This window comes from Aeromonas sp. 600527 (assembly GCF_049175415.1).
GTDB classification, from domain to species: domain Bacteria; phylum Pseudomonadota; class Gammaproteobacteria; order Enterobacterales; family Aeromonadaceae; genus Aeromonas; species Aeromonas veronii_A.
Genome location: NZ_JAAKVA010000007.1, coordinates 69,646 through 87,445, shown reverse-complemented (window position 1 = coordinate 87,445; position 17,800 = coordinate 69,646). Strand labels below are relative to the sequence as shown.

23 protein-coding genes are annotated in these 17,800 nt (G+C 61.4%); 9 read left to right on the top strand and 14 right to left on the bottom strand.

What is annotated here, in order from left to right; translation table 11 throughout:
* Window positions 1-2: 2 nt before the first annotated feature.
* The 5 genes from atcB to G5154_RS11050 all read right to left on the bottom strand — a co-directional run bounded on the left by atcB (window position 3) and on the right by G5154_RS11050 (window position 3,541).
* Window positions 3-770, bottom strand: coding sequence for a cold adaptation protein AtcB (gene atcB, locus G5154_RS11070; protein ID WP_005343119.1), 768 nt, complete (start codon window positions 768-770; stop codon window positions 3-5).
* Between the two features lie 12 nt (window positions 771-782).
* A complete protein-coding gene (gene atcA / locus G5154_RS11065) occupies window positions 783-1,325 on the bottom strand; it encodes a cold adaptation protein AtcA (protein WP_421250980.1) in 543 nt (180 codons plus the stop codon).
* Between the two features lie 23 nt (window positions 1,326-1,348).
* Window positions 1,349-1,633 (bottom strand): DnaJ domain-containing protein, encoded by a 285-nt coding sequence (locus tag G5154_RS11060; RefSeq protein ID WP_005343121.1) that lies wholly within the window; start codon window positions 1,631-1,633, stop codon window positions 1,349-1,351.
* 280 nt (window positions 1,634-1,913) lie between these two features.
* The gene (locus G5154_RS11055; protein ID WP_266135331.1) at window positions 1,914-2,666 is read right to left on the bottom strand and encodes an SDR family NAD(P)-dependent oxidoreductase; all 753 of its coding nucleotides are present in this window, start codon (window positions 2,664-2,666) and stop codon (window positions 1,914-1,916) included.
* On the bottom strand, window positions 2,663-3,541 hold the full coding sequence (locus tag G5154_RS11050; RefSeq protein ID WP_266135332.1) for an NAD(P)-dependent oxidoreductase: 879 nt from the start codon (window positions 3,539-3,541) through the stop codon (window positions 2,663-2,665). Before G5154_RS11050 ends, G5154_RS11055 begins: the two co-directional genes overlap by 4 nt.
* A gap of 130 nt (window positions 3,542-3,671) precedes the next feature.
* On the opposite strand from G5154_RS11050, the gene G5154_RS11045 reads away from it, so the two are divergent.
* Window positions 3,672-4,496: a LysR family transcriptional regulator gene (locus tag G5154_RS11045; RefSeq protein WP_421250981.1), complete on the top strand. Its 825-nt coding sequence runs from the start codon at window positions 3,672-3,674 to the stop codon at window positions 4,494-4,496.
* Between the two features lie 76 nt (window positions 4,497-4,572).
* On the opposite strand, the gene G5154_RS11040 is transcribed toward G5154_RS11045, so the two are convergent.
* The 4 genes from G5154_RS11040 to G5154_RS11025 are packed head-to-tail and all read right to left on the bottom strand — an operon-like array spanning window position 4,573 to window position 8,318.
* Window positions 4,573-5,088 carry a protein disulfide oxidoreductase gene (locus tag G5154_RS11040; RefSeq protein ID WP_421250982.1) on the bottom strand — a complete coding sequence of 172 codons (516 nt, stop codon included), beginning with the start codon at window positions 5,086-5,088 and terminating at the stop codon, window positions 4,573-4,575.
* Window positions 5,089-5,091: 3 nt separating this feature from the next.
* Window positions 5,092-5,835: a DsbA family protein gene (locus G5154_RS11035; RefSeq protein ID WP_064341631.1), complete on the bottom strand. Its 744-nt coding sequence runs from the start codon at window positions 5,833-5,835 to the stop codon at window positions 5,092-5,094.
* Between the two features lie 9 nt (window positions 5,836-5,844).
* Window positions 5,845-7,887, bottom strand: coding sequence for a protein-disulfide reductase DsbD family protein (locus tag G5154_RS11030; protein WP_421250983.1), 2,043 nt, complete (start codon window positions 7,885-7,887; stop codon window positions 5,845-5,847).
* A gap of 53 nt (window positions 7,888-7,940) precedes the next feature.
* Window positions 7,941-8,318, bottom strand: a complete 378-nt coding sequence (locus G5154_RS11025) for a hypothetical protein (RefSeq protein ID WP_421244403.1) — start codon at window positions 8,316-8,318, stop codon at window positions 7,941-7,943.
* A 186-nt stretch (window positions 8,319-8,504) separates the two neighbouring features.
* Between G5154_RS11025 and G5154_RS11020 the strand changes: the two genes are divergently transcribed.
* From G5154_RS11020 to pspG, 4 genes are all read left to right on the top strand, one after another.
* Window positions 8,505-9,233: a 1-acylglycerol-3-phosphate O-acyltransferase gene (locus G5154_RS11020; protein ID WP_005343125.1), complete on the top strand. Its 729-nt coding sequence runs from the start codon at window positions 8,505-8,507 to the stop codon at window positions 9,231-9,233.
* A gap of 211 nt (window positions 9,234-9,444) precedes the next feature.
* Entirely contained in the window at window positions 9,445-10,107 is a 663-nt protein-coding gene (gene pspA / locus G5154_RS11015) for a phage shock protein PspA (protein ID WP_421244402.1), read from the top strand.
* A gap of 2 nt (window positions 10,108-10,109) precedes the next feature.
* Window positions 10,110-10,316 carry a PspC domain-containing protein gene (locus G5154_RS11010; RefSeq protein WP_421244401.1) on the top strand — a complete coding sequence of 69 codons (207 nt, stop codon included), beginning with the start codon at window positions 10,110-10,112 and terminating at the stop codon, window positions 10,314-10,316.
* Window positions 10,317-10,361: 45 nt separating this feature from the next.
* Window positions 10,362-10,580, top strand: coding sequence for an envelope stress response protein PspG (gene pspG / locus G5154_RS11005; protein ID WP_005343128.1), 219 nt, complete (start codon window positions 10,362-10,364; stop codon window positions 10,578-10,580).
* Window positions 10,581-10,658: 78 nt separating this feature from the next.
* On the opposite strand, the gene G5154_RS11000 is transcribed toward pspG, so the two are convergent.
* Window positions 10,659-10,997: a GIY-YIG nuclease family protein gene (locus G5154_RS11000; protein WP_421212945.1), complete on the bottom strand. Its 339-nt coding sequence runs from the start codon at window positions 10,995-10,997 to the stop codon at window positions 10,659-10,661.
* Between the two features lie 44 nt (window positions 10,998-11,041).
* Between G5154_RS11000 and G5154_RS10995 the strand changes: the two genes are divergently transcribed.
* Window positions 11,042-11,776, top strand: coding sequence for a substrate-binding periplasmic protein (locus tag G5154_RS10995; RefSeq protein WP_005343130.1), 735 nt, complete (start codon window positions 11,042-11,044; stop codon window positions 11,774-11,776).
* Here the strand turns inward: G5154_RS10995 and rarD are convergent.
* Window positions 11,758-12,648, bottom strand: a complete 891-nt coding sequence (gene rarD / locus G5154_RS10990) for an EamA family transporter RarD (protein WP_421212944.1) — start codon at window positions 12,646-12,648, stop codon at window positions 11,758-11,760. The genes G5154_RS10995 and rarD overlap by 19 nt on opposite strands.
* 99 nt (window positions 12,649-12,747) lie before the next feature.
* On the opposite strand from rarD, the gene G5154_RS10985 reads away from it, so the two are divergent.
* Window positions 12,748-13,335 (top strand): uracil-DNA glycosylase family protein, encoded by a 588-nt coding sequence (locus G5154_RS10985; protein ID WP_421206168.1) that lies wholly within the window; start codon window positions 12,748-12,750, stop codon window positions 13,333-13,335.
* 3 nt (window positions 13,336-13,338) lie between these two features.
* Here G5154_RS10985 and G5154_RS10980 read toward each other — a convergent pair whose 3' ends face one another.
* Window positions 13,339-14,196: a DMT family transporter gene (locus G5154_RS10980; RefSeq protein ID WP_005335858.1), complete on the bottom strand. Its 858-nt coding sequence runs from the start codon at window positions 14,194-14,196 to the stop codon at window positions 13,339-13,341.
* 91 nt (window positions 14,197-14,287) lie between these two features.
* Here G5154_RS10980 and G5154_RS10975 point away from each other — a divergent pair, with 91 nt between their 5' ends.
* The gene (locus G5154_RS10975; protein WP_421244399.1) at window positions 14,288-15,178 is read left to right on the top strand and encodes a LysR substrate-binding domain-containing protein; all 891 of its coding nucleotides are present in this window, start codon (window positions 14,288-14,290) and stop codon (window positions 15,176-15,178) included.
* A gap of 9 nt (window positions 15,179-15,187) precedes the next feature.
* On the opposite strand, the gene znuB is transcribed toward G5154_RS10975, so the two are convergent.
* Together znuB and znuC are read right to left on the bottom strand one after the other, a co-directional pair.
* Window positions 15,188-15,967: a zinc ABC transporter permease subunit ZnuB gene (znuB, locus tag G5154_RS10970; protein WP_236358704.1), complete on the bottom strand. Its 780-nt coding sequence runs from the start codon at window positions 15,965-15,967 to the stop codon at window positions 15,188-15,190.
* Between the two features lie 21 nt (window positions 15,968-15,988).
* Window positions 15,989-16,765 carry a zinc ABC transporter ATP-binding protein ZnuC gene (gene znuC, locus G5154_RS10965; protein WP_040067025.1) on the bottom strand — a complete coding sequence of 259 codons (777 nt, stop codon included), beginning with the start codon at window positions 16,763-16,765 and terminating at the stop codon, window positions 15,989-15,991.
* A gap of 93 nt (window positions 16,766-16,858) precedes the next feature.
* Between znuC and znuA the strand changes: the two genes are divergently transcribed.
* Window positions 16,859-17,797 (top strand): zinc ABC transporter substrate-binding protein ZnuA, encoded by a 939-nt coding sequence (gene znuA / locus G5154_RS10960; RefSeq protein WP_421250984.1) that lies wholly within the window; start codon window positions 16,859-16,861, stop codon window positions 17,795-17,797.
* The last annotated feature ends 3 nt before the right edge of the window (window positions 17,798-17,800 follow it).

Genomic DNA, 17,800 nt, shown 5'->3' with positions numbered 1-17,800 from the left:
CCTTAATCCAGAAAGCTGAACATGTCGTCGACGTCGCCGTACTCGTCTTCCTCGACCTTGTTCTTCTCTTTGGCCTGCATCACCAGCTCGGCGGCAAACTTGTTGATGATGCCGTCCCAGCTTGAGTGCTCGTTGCGCAGCAGCGCCTTGATGGCTTTCTCCACCTCGGGGGCCAGCTCGCGAATGAGCATCAACAGGCTTCGCGGGTCATCCAGCGCGTAGTCGTGGACATCCTCGCTCTGCTGGCGCTCGCTGTAGCGCAGGGACTCTTCGAGATCTTCCTCTTCGGCGTGCAGCACGTCGCGATAGCCTTCGTCCTCTTCATAGCGATCGCCGCGATAGAACTCGATAAAGGGGATGGCGAGGTAGAAGAGACCGGCCGGATCTTCGGCCACGCACTCGAGGATCTCGCGCTGCTTGGCTTCGCTATCCTGGGTGCGGATCAGGTAGTTGAGGAAGTCGAAGGTGTGCTGTTGCAGCTCGTCGGCGTTGTTCTTGATCGCCTCTTCCCAATAGAGCGGCTGCTGGCAGACGATGTCGCGGATCCGCTCCGGGGTCATCAGCTCGGAGATGATGGAGGGGAAGGAGATATCGTGCTGGCCGTTAATCTGGGTCAGGGTAACGATATCAATGTTTTCAATCACTTCTGCCAGCTGGTCGTCAGACATGGTCTTGGCGATCAGCTCGAACTTCTCGCTGGCCTGCTTCGGCTCGATAACGGCCAGCTCTTTGATCTCGATGGCGGTAATTTCTATCAGACTGTTGCTCATGCCTTGCCCCAATTAGAAACGGACTTCGTCGTACATATCCTGATCGCCGTCGTCATCACCATAGCGGTCACTGCCGCCATGGTAGTCGGCGTCGGCATCTTCCCCGTCTTCATCTTCTTCGTCGCGCAGCTCATAGTCGTCATCGGCGCGGTGGCTACCGCGCGGTAGCGGGTTGTCGAGCAGGAACAGCACGGCGCAGGCTTCCATCAGCTGATCTTCGCTCTGGGCCCGCACCGCCTTGACCAGCGGCAGGGCGGCGTTGTTGAAGCCGACGCTCACCTTGAACTCGTCCCAGCTTGGCTGCTCGCCGCTGGCGAGCCACTTGTTCCACTGCGACTTGGCCTTGACCGGGAACTGCACCCGGCCATAGAGGGCCAGCGGCAGATACTCGGGCATAAACTCCAGCATGCTCATATCGGCCAGCAGCAGGCTCTTCATCTGGTCGGTGAACTGTTCCAGCCCCTTGGGGTCGTCCTGATCCCGGTAGGATTCGATGTTTTCGCTGGCATCGCTTTGCAGCGCCTTGAGCCGCGCCTGGTCCCATCTCTTTTGCATAGTTGCTCTTTCTGCCTGCTGTTTCAGGGGTAGAACTGATCCCACATCTCCTGCATGGCGGAGGCGGGGTCGGTCACGATGACGTTGTTGAAATCCTTGATAAAGGCGGCCCGCTGTTTCGGATCGGACAGCACTTCATAGGCCTGCTTTACCTGGTGCAGCTTGATGGCTGCCTGCTCTTTCTCTTCTTCACTGGCCCCGTGCAGCTTGTCGGGGTGGTACTGGTTCGACAGCCGACGATAGGCTTTCTTGATGTCGTTTTCGCTGGCGTTGGACTTGACGCCCAGCACCCGAAAGTAGTTGTTCATGGCAGATCCTGCATCACTGGCATCATAGGATTCACGCTGCGAGTGCCTGATGGTGGGGATTGGCAAACCAGGCACGGCAAAAACCCGTCATTTTAACGGAAACAGCCCGCCAACGCGATGAGTTGGGCGATCAATTAACGGGCGAAATGAAGAGGGGTCAGTTGAGCGTCTATTGTTGCCAGTCGGTCTGGCCAGTGCAAGGGCGGCAGGGCAAAAGCGATGAAAAAACGGGCAGGAAAGGCATGGGCGGCAGGCCGGGGCGAGGCTGCTGCCGCAGGGGTTACTCCTCCCAGAAGGAGGCGGAGGTGTGGTAGATCATCTTCTTGCTCATCCCGCCATCGACCACCAGATTGGCACCGTTGATAAAGTCGTTCTGGGGATCCGCCAGAAAGAGGCAAGCGCGGGTGATGTCGTCGGGGCGCCCGACCCGGCCGCTCGGGTGCTGGCGGTGATCCGCCTCGGTCAGGGTGTGGTAATCCTCCGCCTGGATCCAGCCCGGACTGATGGCATTGACCGTGACGGGGTAGTCGGCCAGTGAGTTGGCGAGGGACTGGGTGAGGGCGACCAGCGCCCCCTTGGAGGCGCCATAGGCATCCCAACCCGGCTCGTTCTGCTGCCAGCGGGTGGAGGCAATATTGATGATACGGCCATAGGGCAACCCGCGGTTGGCCTGCACAAAGGCGCGGGCGCAGAGCATGGCGCCGCGCACATTGACCGTCATCACCTGATCGAACTGGGCTGCGCTCAGATCCTCGAAGCGGGTGTGGAACTTGCTGATGGCGCCGTTGTTGATCAGCAGATGGATGCCGCCATGCTGCGCGCTAACCTCGGCAAAGAGCCGCACGATGGCCTGCTCATCGCGCAAGTCGAGGGGATGAAAGTGGATCTCGGGATGGTCGAAAGCGTGAGGGGCCAGATCGGTGGCGATCACCCGATAACCCGCCTCGGCCAGCCCGATGCAGAGCTGGCGGCCAATCCCGCCAGCGGCGCCGGTGACCAGTGCAATTTGGGGTTGGTTGGTCTGCTCGTTCATTGTGCTGCTCCATTGCGCGCCCGCAGCACCTTGATGAGAGCCGAGACCTCCTGCTGACCAAATCCTTGCGCCACCCCTTCCTCAAACAGATCGGCGGCAAAGCGCGGGAAGCTGCTGTCGATCCCGGCATCGGTGGCGTGACCGGCGAGGCGGCTGATGGCGGCGCTCCAGGTTTTCAGGCTGGCGTAGGGGTGATCGAAATCGCCGCTCGCCAGCGTCTTGCCAAGGTGGGCCACATCGCCCCCCAAAATCGGCGACAGCTCGCTGAACTGGGCGCACACCTTGGCTACCGGCAACCCTTCCGCCTCGCAGATCAGCGCGCCGTGCAGAGCACCGAGCAGGCCACCGGCAAAGTAGGCGGCGACGGCACAATCTTGCGCCGCGGCGGCGCCAACCGCCTCGGCCACATGGTTGAGGGTTGGGGCGAGCAGGCGCAGCACCGGCTCGGCCTCGCTAAAGGCAGCGCTGGCACCGGAGCAGATGATGCTGGCATCAGTGGTGCCGATCTGATCCGGGAAGCAGAGGATGGCGCCATCGAGATAGCGGGCGCCGCGGGCGTGGCACCAGCTCTCCAGCGCTCTGGCCCCCTGCGGACTGCCGGTGGAGAGCTGCACCAGCAGCTTGCCCGCCACCGCATCGCTCGCCTCGTCCAGCAACTGCTGGCTGACGGCGTAGTTATCGACGCAGACAAGGGTGATATCACTTGCGGCGATGGCTGCGTCAACCGAGGGGGCGAGTGTTGCACCCAGCGCTTGCAGCGGGGCTGCCTTGGCGGCGCTGCGATTCCAGACGGTGACCGGATGGCCCGCCTTGAGCAAGGTGGTGGCGAGGGCGGAGCCCATGGCCCCGAGGCCGATGACAGATAGATGGCGCATGATGGCTCCTGACAGTGTTGATAGACGCTGATATAGATAATTGGGATGCCTTGTGGCAGGTAAGTCACTATATTTGCCCCGTGTCGCCGTGAAAAATGGCTTTTATGACTGTCTGGTATAGGTGAATTCTATGGATGTGCGAACCTTGCGTGCGTTTGTGGCTGTCTTCGAGGAGCGCAACATCACGGCGGCCGCCACCCGCCTTTTCATTACCCAGCCCACCCTCTCCACCACCATCAAGACGCTGGAGGATGAGCTGGGGGTGACCCTGTTTGTGCGGCAGGCGCGCGGGGTGGAGGGGACCGAAGCGGCGCACCGGCTCTATCCCCGCGCCAAGCGGCTGATCGCCGATACCGACTCTCTCGCCCGCGAGTTTCGTGAAACCTCCCCCTGTCTCGAGCTGACGGTGGGGATTGAGGCAGACCTTGGCGATGGCGTGGTGGGGGCGCTGGTGCAAGGGGCGCTCGCCCACGAGGAGATCCTGCTGACTCTGGAGGAGGGGTGCTGTGGCGATGTGCGGCTAGGGTGTGAATCCCTGCGTTGCGGTGACGAGCTCTTTATCCCCCTGCTGGAGGAGGAGTTTGTGCTGGTGCTGCCGCCGGATCACCCGCTGACGGGCAAGGGATCGCTCACCCCGGATGCGCTGGCGGACGAGCCTTGGGTCACCTGCCCGCGCCATGACTCTCACCTGCGGCTGATCGCCATTCTCGGCAATCAGGCGCCCCTCTATCCACGGCGGGCGGGGTCACTGCGACTGGCGGCGACTATGGTGGCCGCCGGGGCGGGGATCGCCTGGTTGCCTCGTTCCCTCTGTCCGCACGGCTGTACGGTCGCCGAGCTGGCGGCCTCTTCCTTCAAGCGGCGGGTGGGGCTCTGCTACGCCCCCGATGCGTTGCGCTCGGCGGCGGTGACCGCCCTGCTGGCTCAGGTGCGCGGGATGCAGCTCCCCGCCTGATGTCAGGATAAAAATGTCGGCATAAAAAAGGGCCATCCGGTGGGATGGCCCTGTTGAAGGCAATGTTGTTGCGTGGCTAGAGCGACGCCCACCAGAGCCGCAGCTGCAGGCCCCACTTCGAGCTCCAGCCGGTGGTGCTGCTCACAAGCGTCCCATCCTTGATGACGAGAAAAGTCGGGGTGACCCCCACCTGCCACTGGGCGGCCAGCGCTCCCGACTCGTCGTTGTGGGTCGGGAAGGTGAGCCCCTTCTTGCTCATCCCCTTGGCTAACTGTTCCGAATTACCGGAGCGCAGCGCCACCGTCAGCACGTTTTCACCCTCCTGCCACAGCTGCTGTACCGCCGGGGTGGTGAAACGGCAGACACCGCACCAGCTGGCCCAGTAGTAGACCAGCAGCGGCTTGCCCTGACTCAGGGTGGCGAGATCCGTGCTGCTGCCATTCTGCAGGGTGACGGGGGCGCTCATCGCTCCCTCTGGCAGGGTCGGGCTGCGCCACAGATCGAGCAGGGTCGAGATGACCAGTGCCAGCAACAGCAGCCAGATCGCCTCCTTGCTCCAGCGGCGCCAGCGGGGTTGAGGATTGGTGGCCATCCCTTACCCCTGCTTGGCCAGTTCGGCCTGCACCAGTTGCTCCAGCTCCTCATAGGGGATGGCGCCCGGTACCAGCTGGTTGCCGATAAGCGTCGCCGGTGTGCCCTGTACCCCCAGAATGGTGCCGATGCGCAGGCTGTTGCGCAGCTCCTCGGTCGCCTTGGCGGCCGGTTTGAGCGCGGTGTTGCCGGTGGCGGCCAGCGCCTTGTTGATGTCCGCCTCGGTCAGCATCCCCTGCTTGCTCATCAGCTTGTCGTGCAGGGTGAGGAAGCGAGCGGGATCCTGTTGCCACAGGGTCAGGCTGTATTGGGCCGCCTTGGCGGAGGTCTGCCCCTTGAACGGCAGCAGCTTGATCACCAGTCCCAGATCGTCCGGATAGGCCTTGAGCAGCTTGGTCAGCTGGGGATCGAACTGCTTGCAGTAGGGGCAGTTGTAGTCGGTGAACAGCACCAGCGTCAGCTTGGGGTTCTTGGCGCCGAGGCGCGGGCTGGTGGCGCTGTTGAACAGCACATCCTTGTTGCCCTTGATGAAGTTGCCAAGCTGCGCCTCCTGGGCTGCCGCGTTCTGTTTCTCCCAGGATTCGGCGGCCTCGTCGAGGATCTTGGGGTTGGCGATCAGGGTCTCGCGGATCAGCTCCTTGATGCGCGCTTCTTGCTCCGGGGTGAAGGGGGCGGCGTGCAGGGCCGGAGCCAGCAGGGCTGCGGAAAGGGAGGCCAGCAGGGTCAGGGCGCTCAGAGTCGGTTTCATGGTTACTCCTTAAAATCGGGTGGTGCCAGCCTGAAGCAGGCCAGCCTTGTGCAATGTGGTCAGCAGATCGTCCTTGTCGAGCAGGGGTGACAGCGTGACCCCCTGCGGCAACTCCGGGCCGTAAATCTGGTTGAAGGGAACCGCAGCCGCGCCCCGCTTACGCAGGAAGGCGGCGATGGTGTCGCTTGGTTTGCTCCAGTCGCCGCGCAGGGCCACCACATCGGGGGCCGAGAGGGCCTGTTGCACCTCATCGCGCAGCAACACGTTGTATTTGTTGGCCTTGCAGGTGACGCACCAGTCGGCGGTGACATCGATAAAGACCCGCTTGTTCTGGGCCAGCGCATCTGTGATGGCGCGTTCAGAGAGCGGCTGCCAGACCACCTTGTCAACACTGGCCGAGCCCTGCGCGCTAAAGGCGCCGCTCAGCAGCAGGGGGCTGCCAATCAGGGCGGTGAGGGCGATCGCCAGCGTGAAGCCGCGGATGCCGTAACGCCAGATGATGCCAGCCAGCAGTGCCAGCAGCATGGCAGCCATCAGCCAGCCGGTGGCATAGCTGCCGAGATGGTTGTCGAGCAGGCTGGTGAGCCAGAGGCTGGAGCCCAGCATCATCAGGCCGAGCAGGATGCGCAGATGGTTCATCCAGCGCCCCGGTTTCGGCAACCAGAGGGCGAGCCGTGGCAGGGCTGCCACCAGCAGCCAGGGCAGGCTCATGCCAATCCCCAATGCCGTGAAGATCAGCCAGAGCTGGCCGATCGGCGCCGCCAGCGCAAAGGCCACTGCAGTGCCGAGAAAGGGTGCCGAGCAGGGGGTCGCCAGCAGAGTGGCGAAGCTCCCTTGCAGGAAGTGACCGCCGAGGCCGTTGCCGCCGCTGGTGGCGAGGCGGGTGCAGAGGGCGCTGGGCAGGCGGATCTCGAACAGCCCCAACAGGTTGGCGCAAAACAGCAGGGTGACCAGCACCATCAAGCCGATAAAACCGGCGCTCTGGAACTGGATGCCCCAGCCGACGGCCCCTTGCGTGGCGCGCAGCAGGCTGCTCATGGCCGCCAGCACCCAGAAGGAGGCGATGATCCCGGCGCTGGCGGCGAGGAACTGCTTGCGCACCGCTCCCTGTTCACGCTTCTGATGTTGCAACACAGTTCCCAGCTTGAGCGCCAGCACCGGCAGCACGCAGGGCATCAGGTTGAGGATCAGGCCGCCGAGCAGCGCTGCTCCCAGCAACCAGAACAGCGAATGACTCTGGCCGGGCATTGCGAGTGGCGCGCCGATCGTCCCCTTGCCCTGCCACGCCTGCTCGCCACTGGTGAGCAGCAGGCCGAGGGATTGGCCGCGCAGATCCGGCGCATCCCCCTGCCAACCATCGCTCACCGGCACCCGGGCGATCAGGGTGTTGCCCTCGACCTCAAGCGCCGGTTTGCCAAATTCGGCACCCTCCAGAGCGTCGATAAAGAGCGCTGGTGATTGCCAACCTTCTGCCCGCTCGGCGCGCAGTTGCAGCTGGTTGTGCTGATAACCGAGCTCGACCCGGGTTGCGGCAGGCAATTGCTGGGGCAGGGTACTCATCGCCTTCGCCCAGGCAAAATCGAAGTCGGCCGGGGCCTGCCCATCCACCGAGAGGGTGAAGGGAAAGTCGGTCAGGATGCAGACATTGCTGCAGGTGGAGAGGCGTAGAGTCCCCTTGAGCGGTTGCCCGGCGGGATAGTTGAGGCTCAGAGGGAAGGTCACCTCACCCTGATAACCCTGGGTGTTGAGCCCGGCTACCTCGAAGTGGCGTGGCACCGGCCAGCGCCACTGAAAGGCACCGACCGGCTCGTCCCACAGGATCTGGGGGGCAATGCCCCCTTCGCCCGGGCTGTGCCAGTAGGTTTTCCAGCCTGACTCCAGCTCGACATCGAGCAGGATGCGGGTCTGATCTGCCGTGCTGTGGTCGGCCTGCAGCCGTACCCGGGCGTGATCATTCTGTGGGCTGGTGAGCCAGCCCGTGTCGCTGGCCAATCCCATGGATTGCCACAGCAGACCGCCCAGTAGCAGGGCCGCCTTGAAGAGATTCGACATCTTTTTGGTCTCGCAAAAATTGAGTGACAGCTAACGAAAGAACGCTGTCGAACTCATTCCCGCCAGACGCACAGGGTGAGGTGCAGACGCCGCTCGGGCGGCGAGATGACTCTGGGAGGGGGCAGTGGCGGTGTGTAGAGCCAAAGGGGGGCCAGCAGGGCGAGCAGCACCGCCACGGCAAAGAAGAGCTGTTCGACGCAGAGCAGGGTGGCGGCGCTTAGCCACTTGCCGTTGAGCTGGCAGCTGGTGGGCTGCGGGCTGACTGGCTTGCCGTCGTTCTGCTCATCATCGATGCTCTGAACGGGCAGTGCCTGACAGCTGAGGGCGTGATCGAGCAGGGCAAGCCGGGCCAGCGGCTGGGCTGCACAATTGAGCAGCAGCAGGCAGACCAGTAGCAGGAGATGCTTCGCTATCCGTTGTTGCAACATCATGTTCGCCATGTCCATCAAGATGGGGCCATCCTAGCGACCTATATCTGGAGGGGCAAGTTACCTTGCCCGTTATGACTGATCGCCGGGGTGACAGAGCGGGTGAGTCTGGTCGGTTCTGTTTGGCGAACGCTTGTTCGCTAAAAGGGGGATCAGTATACTGCGCCGAGTTAAAACTCGAGGTGTTCGATGCTCAAAATTGCCCGTGTGCTGCTGCTTGGTCTGCTGCTCATTTTCTGGTTCCTGTTCGGCTTGCTGCTCTGTCTGGTTCGTCCGCGCCACCCCAACAACGTCTATGTCTTTGCCCGTATGTATCACGCGGTCTGCCCGCTGATCGGGTTGCGAGTCAAGGTGACGGTGGCCGACGAGGTGAAATCGGTCGGCCCGGCGGTCTACGTCTGCAACCACCAGAGCAACTTCGACATCTTCACCGTGACCGGTGCGGTGCAGCCCGGTGTGGTGGCGGTAGGCAAGAAGAGCCTGCTGTGGCTCCCCTTCTTCGGCCTTATCTTCTGGCTCTCCGGCAACGTGTTGATCGACCGTTCCAACCGCTCCCGTGCCATCGGCACCATTGGTCAGGTGGTGGATCGCATCAAGAACCGTGGCACCTCCATCTGGATGTTTCCGGAAGGGACCCGCTCCCAGGGGCGTGGCCTGCTGCCGTTCAAGGCGGGCGCTTTCCACACTGCGGTACAGGCTGAAGTGCCGGTAGTGCCCATCGTCTGTTCCAGCTACTTTGGCCAGATCGACCTCAATCGCTGGGACAACGGCGAAGTGCTGGTGGAGGTGATGGCGCCAGTCTGCAGCAAGGAGCACGGTGCCGCCGGCATTCGCGAGCTCTCCGAAGTGTGCCGTGCCCGGATGGAGGCCAAGCTGGCTGAACTGGACAGCAAGCTGGGCCACAGCCACGCAGTCTGACTAGATATCGCAGATGAATCGACAAGGGAGCCTCAGGCTCCCTTTTTTGTTGGTGAAAATCACCACATGGTTGGCTATTTTCACCAACAAACCTTTCTTTAATTTCTTTGTGAAACTCTCATCTATATGTAAAACAACAATAATTTTTCTTGGCACGGCTCTTGTAATGCAATGGGAAGAGATAGCCATCCCATGAACAAGGAGCCAGACCATGAGCGTATTCAGCCGCCTGACCGACGTGATAAATGCCAACCTGCACAGCCTGCTCGACAAGAGTGAAGAGCCGGAGAAGATGCTGCGGTTGATGATCGAAGAGATGGAGCAGGTGCAGGTCGAGATGCGTACCCAGGCCGCCCGCGTGATTGCCGAACAGAAGCAGCTGGAGCGTCATCAGCAAGCGTTGCAGGCGCAGATCCTGGAGTGGTCGGCCAAGGCCGAGCTCGCCATCCAGAAAGGCCGTGAGGATCTGGCCCGCGCTGCCCTCACCGAGAAGCTGGCGGAGGCCAGGAAATGTGAACAGCTGGAGCAGGACAAGGCCCGGGTGGCCGAGGTGCTGGCCCAGCTTACCGCCGACAGTGAGCGACTGGCAGCCAAGCTGACCGAGGCGCGGGAGAAGCAGAAACTGCTGACCCTGCGCGAGCAGACGGCCCACAGCCGCATTCGTGCCCGCGCTCAGGTGGACAGCCAGCGCATGCACGAGCTGATGGCACGGTTCGAAGGCTTTCAGGGGCGGGTCGATCAGCTGGAAGCCCAGCTGGAGGCGGCCACTTTGGGGCAGAATCCCTCGCTGGAGGCCCAGTTCCGCGAGCTGGAGCTCAATGACGAGATAGAGCGCGAGCTGGCCCGTCTCAAGGGTCAGAAGGTGGAGGTATAACCATGACTCCCTGGCCCAAGGATCTGGTGCATCGCAAGCTGACCGGCGTTTGCGCCGGCATTGCCAAACGGCTGGGGATCTCCAGAGTGACGGTGCGAGTGGTAGCCCTGCTTGCCCTGATCCTGGTGCCACCGCTGGCACTGGCTGCCTATCTGCTGGCGGTGCTGGTGATGCCGCCTCGTTATGAATTGAGACGCTGGCTGGATTGACCGCAAGGCAGCCCGGCGGCACTGAGTGCCCGTAAGGAGCAAGTTATGCTGGAATTTTTCATATTGCTGGGAGTGTTGCTGGTGATGGCGCTGACCGGTTTTACCCTGGTGGCCATGTTGCTGGTAAGCGGTGTGTTTGTGTTGCTGGGTCTGTTGAGCGGCATGCTTGCCCTGATCATCAAACTGGCTCCCTGGTTGCTACTGGTGTTGGTGGTCTGTTGGCTTATCAGCCACCGTCGTCAGCGCAACAATACCTATCTGTAGTGGCACAACACGTCGTGTGATGCTCCCTGATTTCCCCTTTTCGGCCACTCATCGAGTGGTCTTTTTTTCTGGCAATATTCAGGGGGAGTCGATTAACCACTGCGGGCTCCAGCTCTGCCAAATCGCGGGGTGCAGGATCAGCTGCTCCTTGAAGGATTTTGGCTGCTGCTTGAGGCGATATTCGATGCGCAGGGCCACCCCCTTCTCGCCGACTTCCTGCTGCCAAGCCAGCGTCAAGGGCCCCTTGCCGCGCAGGGCGCGAGCCCCTTTGCCATTCTGGTGCTGACGCAGACGGCGTAGCGGATCCGTGCTGATCCCGGTATAGAGCAGGCCGGTGGCGGTACGCACCATATAGACAGACCAGCGGGAAGAGGGGGATGGTTGTGGTGTCGGTGTGGTGGTTGCGGGTTTTCTCATTCAAATTCTCTGTGCCAAACTCAGAGGCAGCTCAAGGAGGTGCGATGAGGGTTTGGTTCTGGTTGTGGTTGCTGTTGTCGGTGCCGGCTCAGGGGGAGACGATTCGTCTCTACGATTACCATCAGCATCCGCCTTTCAATACCGGTGGAGATACTGGGCTGAGCCACGAGTTGGTCAAGTATCTCAATGAAAAGCTGGGGGGTGAACCCAGAATAGAGCTCTGGTTGGTTAATCGCGCCCGGCTGGCGCTGGAGATGGCGGATCCCGACTTCGATGGTCTGGTGGTCTGGGTCAATCCTGCCTGGGTGGGAGATCCCCATCGCGAGCGCTATTTGTGGACCTTTCCGGTGATGCGCGACACCAACGAGCTGATCTCGAACAGCGACAAGCCGATCACCTATCGCGGACCCGACTCCCTCAAGGGGTTGGTGTTTGGCGGGGTGGAGGGCTACCGCTATCAGGGGATCGACGATGCGGCAGCAAGGGGAGAGCTGGAGCGTCACGATGCCAAGAAGGTGAAGACCAATCTTGAGCTGCTGGTGCGCGGCCGTATCGATGTGACCCTGGTGCCAGGCTCCGCGCTGGGCTTTTTCATCGACTCAAACCACTATCAGGGCAAGCTGTTTATCTCCCCCTTCCCCCAATCCAGCTATACCCGCCATATTCTGTTGCCCAAGTCTCGTCCCGAGCTGCATGCCATCCTCAACGACATCGCCGAGCAGATGGACAAGGATCCCCGCTGGCACAAGGTGTTGGAATCTTATCGCGGTACGCCCTGAGGGCGACGCTTGAGCCGGTGCAATGGCAACAGGCTAACCAGCAAACCAGCCCAGACGAAGGCGAATCCGACTGCCTTTATGGGATCCGGCGCCTCACCAAACCAGTAGATGGCGAGCAGGAAGGCGAGGCTGGGCTCGATATATTGCAGCAGCCCCACAGTGCTCATCCGGGTTCTCGCCACCGCATAGCAGAAGAGCCCCACCGGCAGCAGAGTAGCGGGCGCACTGCCCATCAGCAGCAGCTTGTCGGCCAGATCCCCGTTCACGAATGCCCCTTCCCCGTGCCACGCCAGTGTGCCGATGATGATCAGCGCGACGGGCAGTTGCACCATGGCTTCCAGATAGAGGCTGGTGCCGGTGTCGTAGTGGATCTTCTTCTTGATAAGGCCATAGCAGGCGAAGTTGGCCCCCATGATGAGGGAGAACCAGGGGAGTTGGCCGTAGCAGAAGAGCATGTAGGCGAGCCCCGCCAGCGCCAGGGCGACCGCCAGATGCTTTTGCGGGGTGAGTCGCTCTTTGAGGAAGATGACGGCGAATACGATATTGAACAGCGGAGTCATAAAGAAGGCGAGGCTGGTGGTCAGCACTTGCCCGGTAGTGAGGCACCAGGTGAACATGCACCAGCTGATGGACATAACGGGGCCGGCCAGCAGGATTAGGCCGAGCTGGCGCGGCTCGCTGCGCAGTTGTGCCCAGGGCACCTTGTGGCCAAGCAGCAGAAACAGGCCGCCAAGCAGGATAACCGACCAGAGCACACGGTGGGAGATGAGCTCCCACATGTTGACCTCGGGCATGAATTGATAATAGAGCGGCAGCATCCCCCACAGGATGAAGGAGAGGGTCGCGGTGCCGGTACCTAGCCAGTTTTTCATTATTATCCGTTTATTAAATTAAACGCTCATGGCGATAGTAGGGGGCGCGCCCTGTTTCCACAAGAGGGAAAACAGGGAAATGCTGGTACTATCAACGTCATGCAGCGAATCGATAAGTTGTTTGAGCAAATCAGGGCTTGCCGTCTGTGCGAGGCTCACCTGCCGCTGGGGCCTCGTCCGGTGATCCGCGGGGCCGAGAGTGCCCGCCTGCTGATCATCGGTCAGGCGCCCGGCACCCGGGTGCATGCCAGCGGTATCCCGTGGGATGACCCCTCCGGTGACAGGCTGCGCCAGTGGCTCGGGGTCGATAAGGCCACCTTTTACGACCAATCCCGCATCGCCATCATGCCGATGGGGCTCTGTTATCCCGGCAGGGGAAAATCCGGCGATCTGCCGCCGCGCCCCGAATGTGCGCCCACCTGGCACGGCAAGGTATTGATGCTGTTGCCCAATATCGAACTGACCCTGCTGATCGGCCAATATTCACAAGCCTACTATCTGCGGGGGGCAGCCAAAGGGTCACTCACCGACACGGTGCGCAGCTGGGCCGACTATGGCCCCGGCTGGCTGCCGTTGCCGCATCCCTCCCCGCGCAATACCCTCTGGCTCAGGAGGAATCCCTGGTTCGAGGAGGAGATCGTCCCCCATCTGCAGCAAAGGGTCGCCCCGCTTCTGGGGAGACCCTGAGTATTAGAGCGCTGGCTCGGCCAGCGGTTTTGGCTTGCTGCGCGCCATGGCGATAAGTGGCAGGACGATGCAGATACAGCCCAGCAGCAGCGGCAGGCCCGGCTGCTCGTCAAACAACCATACCCCGATGGCCACTGCCATCAGCAGACCGGTGTACTCCGCCGAGGCGATCTTGCTAGCCTCCGCCTTGCGATAGGCCACCACGCACAATCCCGCATAGACCATGATCAGCGCCGAAGATCCGAAGGCGGGCCACCACATCTGCCACTGCCAGTCGCCCCCTTCCCACAGTGCCAGCGCCAGAATGAAGGGCATGCTCAGCACGTTGGTGAAAAACAGGGTCTGGGCGATGGGCTGCTTGAGCGGGATCCGCTTGATCAGCAGGTTGTTGAGCGCCATCGACAGCGCCACCCCAAGCGCCGCCAGAGCGGCCCAGTTCACCTCGGTCGGGCGCAGCACGATCAAAACCCCGATAAATCCGATGACTGCGGTCAGCACCTTCTGGCGCGAGATCGCTTCCCCCGCCATCCACACCGCCAGCGGCACCATCATCAGGGGGGCTGCATAGAAGAGGGCATTGGCGGTAGCGAGCGGCAAGCGGGTGAGGGCCACCACCATCAGGCAGACGCCGACCGCCCAGATATGGGCCCGCAGCAGGTGCCACTTGATGGCCACCGGCGGGTTGCGGCGCCATGACCAGAGCAGCCAGGGCATCAGCAGAATGGCGGCCGAGAGCTGGCGGAAAAAGACAAACTGGAAGATGGGCTGATCCGGCTCCAGCACCTTGACCAGCGCATCGGAAAAAACCGCCACCATATTGCCCAGCACCAGATATAGGATGCCGATCCCTACTGCATTCATACCACCTCCCACTTCAGATGAGGGGAGGGTAGCGTGCCGGTTGATATCCAGTAAAATGATAAAAAATGACCATTCATGAGATATTTAGATAATGAAGCTTCCTCCCCTGCGTGCGGTGCAATATTTCGAGGTGGTGGCCCGGCTGCTCAGCTTCTCCCGCGCCGCTCTGGAACTGAACGTCAGCCAGAGTGCGGTCAGCCACCAGATTCGTCTGCTGGAGGATTTTCTGGGTGAGCGCTTGCTGCTGCGTCAGGGGCGGTTGCTCTCGCTGACAACCCAGGGGGAGAGCTACTTCGAAGGGATTGCTGCCGGGCTTAGCCAGATTGCCCAGAGCAGCGAACAGCTGCGCGGTGGCGGCGAGATGCGGTTGCGCCTCGCGGTCTACAGCTCGTTTGCGGTGAAATGGCTGATCCCCCGCTTGGCCGGATTGCGCCAGCTCTACCCCGAGCTGGACTTGAGTCTGGAGATGGTGGCGGAGGATCCCGAACTCTCCGATAGGGTGGCGGACTGCTTTATCACCGTCTCACCCCACGGGCGTGGTTACTGTCACGATCTTATCTATCAGGAGCGGCTCTTTCCGGTCTGCAGTCGCCGTCTGTTGCAGCAGGTCAGCGGGGAGTGGCCTGATGCCATCTGGCAGCTGCCGCTGCTTTCGGTGCAGTCCATCTACAAGGCGAGGGGGGAGGATTGGCTGCGCTGGGCCAAGGCGGGTGGGCTGGTGATTCCGGACGAGGCGCGGATGCACCATTTCAGCCATGTGCTGCTGGCGATGGAGGCGGCGGCCTGGGATCAGGGGGTGGCATTTGTGAATGACTATATGCTGCGACCCGATGATCCCCAGCTGGTGGCCTTGCCGGTACACCAGCTGGAGACGGGGGATGCCTTCTACTTTACCTGCAAGCGCTCGCGGGCCCATGAGCCCGCCATCAGCCGGTTGCGCCAGTGGCTGATGATGGAGACACGCCAGAGCATGCCGCTCTAGCCTGCACCGTTACGCTCTCTTGAACTGGCTCAGTACAAACAGGCTGGTGGCGCAGACGACGACCGAAGGCCCAGCCGGGGTGTCCTGGTACCAGGAGAGGGTCAGCCCGCCGAGCACGGCGAGACAGCCGATCAGCGCGGCAAAGCCAGCCATCTGCTCCGGTGTCTGGCTGAAACGGCGGGCGGTGGCGGCGGGGATGATCAGCAGGGAGGTGATGATCAGCGCGCCAACAAACTTCATCGCCACGGCGATCACCAGCCCAATCAGCAGCATCAGTACGCAGCGCAACATATCGACCCGGATCCCTTCTACCCGCGCCAGCTCTTCCGAGATGGTCATGGAGAGCAGTGGATCCCACAAGCGCCACAGGGTGAGCAGTACCAGCGCGCCACCGCCGTAGATCCAGAGCAGATCCATCGGTTGTACCGAGAGCAGGTCGCCAAACAGGTAGGCCATCAGATCCACCCGCACATTATCCATAAAACTCAAGGTAACCAGACCGAGCGACAGGGCGCTGTGGGCCAGAATGCCGAGCAGGGTATCGGTCGCGACCTGCTGGTTGCGACTCATGATCACCAGCAGCATCGCCATGGCGAGGCAGCAGACCACTACCGCCAGGGTGAGATCGACCTGCAGCAGAATGCCCAGTGCTATGCCGAACAGGCAGGCGTGCGAAAGGGTGTCGCCAAAATAGGCCATCTTGCGCCATACCACGAAGCTGCCGAGGGGACCGGCCAGCAGGGCGATGCCGAGACCGGCCGCGAGTGCGTATAACAGAAAGCTGTCCACTTGAATGTCCTGTTGCTTGCGCTATTTGCTGTGAGCGTTGTTGCGAGAAGGCAGGCGGATGATGGGGGCCTGCGGTTCATGATGATGGTGTTCGCCATCGCAGTGGTGATGGTGGGTATAGACCGCCAGCACCTCCTGCTCCGGTCGCCCGAACAGACGGGCAAATTCGGGGTGGCGGGCCACGCTTTCCGGCTCGCCATGACAGCAGACGTGGCGATTGAGGCAGATCACCTCGTGGGTGCTGGCCATCACCAGATGTAGGTCGTGGGAGACCATCAGCACGGCGCAATTGAATTCGGCGGCGAGCTGGCCGATCAGGGCGTAGAGCTCGATCTGGCCGGTGATATCGACCCCTTGCACCGGCTCATCCAGCACCAGCAGCTCGGGCTTGACCAGCAGGGCGCGAGCCAGCAGCACCCGCTGCATCTCGCCTCCGGAGAGCTTCTGCATCCGGTTCTCAAGTAATCCTTCTGCGCCCACCCGGGTCAGCGCCTCCTCGATGGAGAGGCGGCTGTTTTTGCCCAGTTGCAAGAAGCGGCGCACCGTCAGCGGCAAGGTGGGATCCAGGTAGAGGCGCTGGGGCACATAGCCGACTCTCAGATCGCGGCTGCGGGTGATCTTGCCCGAATCCGGCGTGAGCAGACCCAGCACCAGCTTGCTCAGGGTGCTCTTGCCTGCCCCGTTGGGGCCGACTAACGTGGTGATTTTGCCTTTATTGAGGGTAAAGGAGACCTTGTCGAGCACAGAGCGTCCATCAAACGAGAGAGAGACCTCTTTCAGCTCTACCAGTTGGCTCATGACAACTCCGGGGTTTACAGCCAGTGAGAGTTATAATATAACAAAAAGCAGCTGTTATATTATCACATACTCACCCCCTGACGAGATTCACCAATGAGAATTATTGCGCTTTTCACTGCCCTGCTGGCGGTGAGTTTGCCTGTTCGTGCCATTGAGGTACTGACCACCATCAAGCCCCTTGGCTTCATCGCTGCGGCGATCACTGACGGGGTGAGCGAGCCCAAGGTATTGCTGCCGACCGGTGCCTCTCCCCACGATTTCTCCCTGCGTCCGTCCGATATTCGCAGCATCAACAGTGCTGGGCTGGTGGTGTGGGTTGGCCCCGAGCTGGAAGGGTTTATGGCCAAGCCGCTGGCCAATCATTCCCATGCTTTGGCCCTGACTCAGGTTGAGGGAATGCCGCTGTTCAACTACGCGACTCAGGATAGTCATGACTCCCATGACCATGATGATCACGATCATGCCGCCCACGAGCACGGCAACCATGATCATGATGAAGGGCATGAGGGACATCATCACGAAGGGGTCGATCCCCATATCTGGCTTGGCCCGACGCAGGCCAAGGTGATTGCCAAGGCGATCGCAAGTGAATTGGGCAAGCTGGATCCGGCCAATCAGGCTCGCTATGACGCCAACCTCGCGGCATTTGATGCCAAGGTGGATGCCAAGGACAAGGTGATTGCCGGCCAGATGAAGGCAGTGAATGAGAAGGGGTACTTTGTCTTCCACGAGGCGTATGGCTACTGGGAGCGCCATTACGGCATGAGTTCAAAAGGTCACTTTACCGTGAGCCCTGAGCGTCGCCCGGGCGCCAAGACCCTGGTGGATATCCGCAAGGCACTGGAAGAGAAGCAGGCGAGCTGCATTTATGCCGAGCCGCAATTTTCACCGGCAGTGATCGAATCGGTGGCACGCAATACTGGCGCCAAGGTGCTGTTGCTTGATGAGGTGGGTGAACAGGTGCCGCTTGGCCCGGATGGTTATCCCCAATTCATGCAACAACTGGCGGACGCATTTGCCCAATGTCGCTGATTA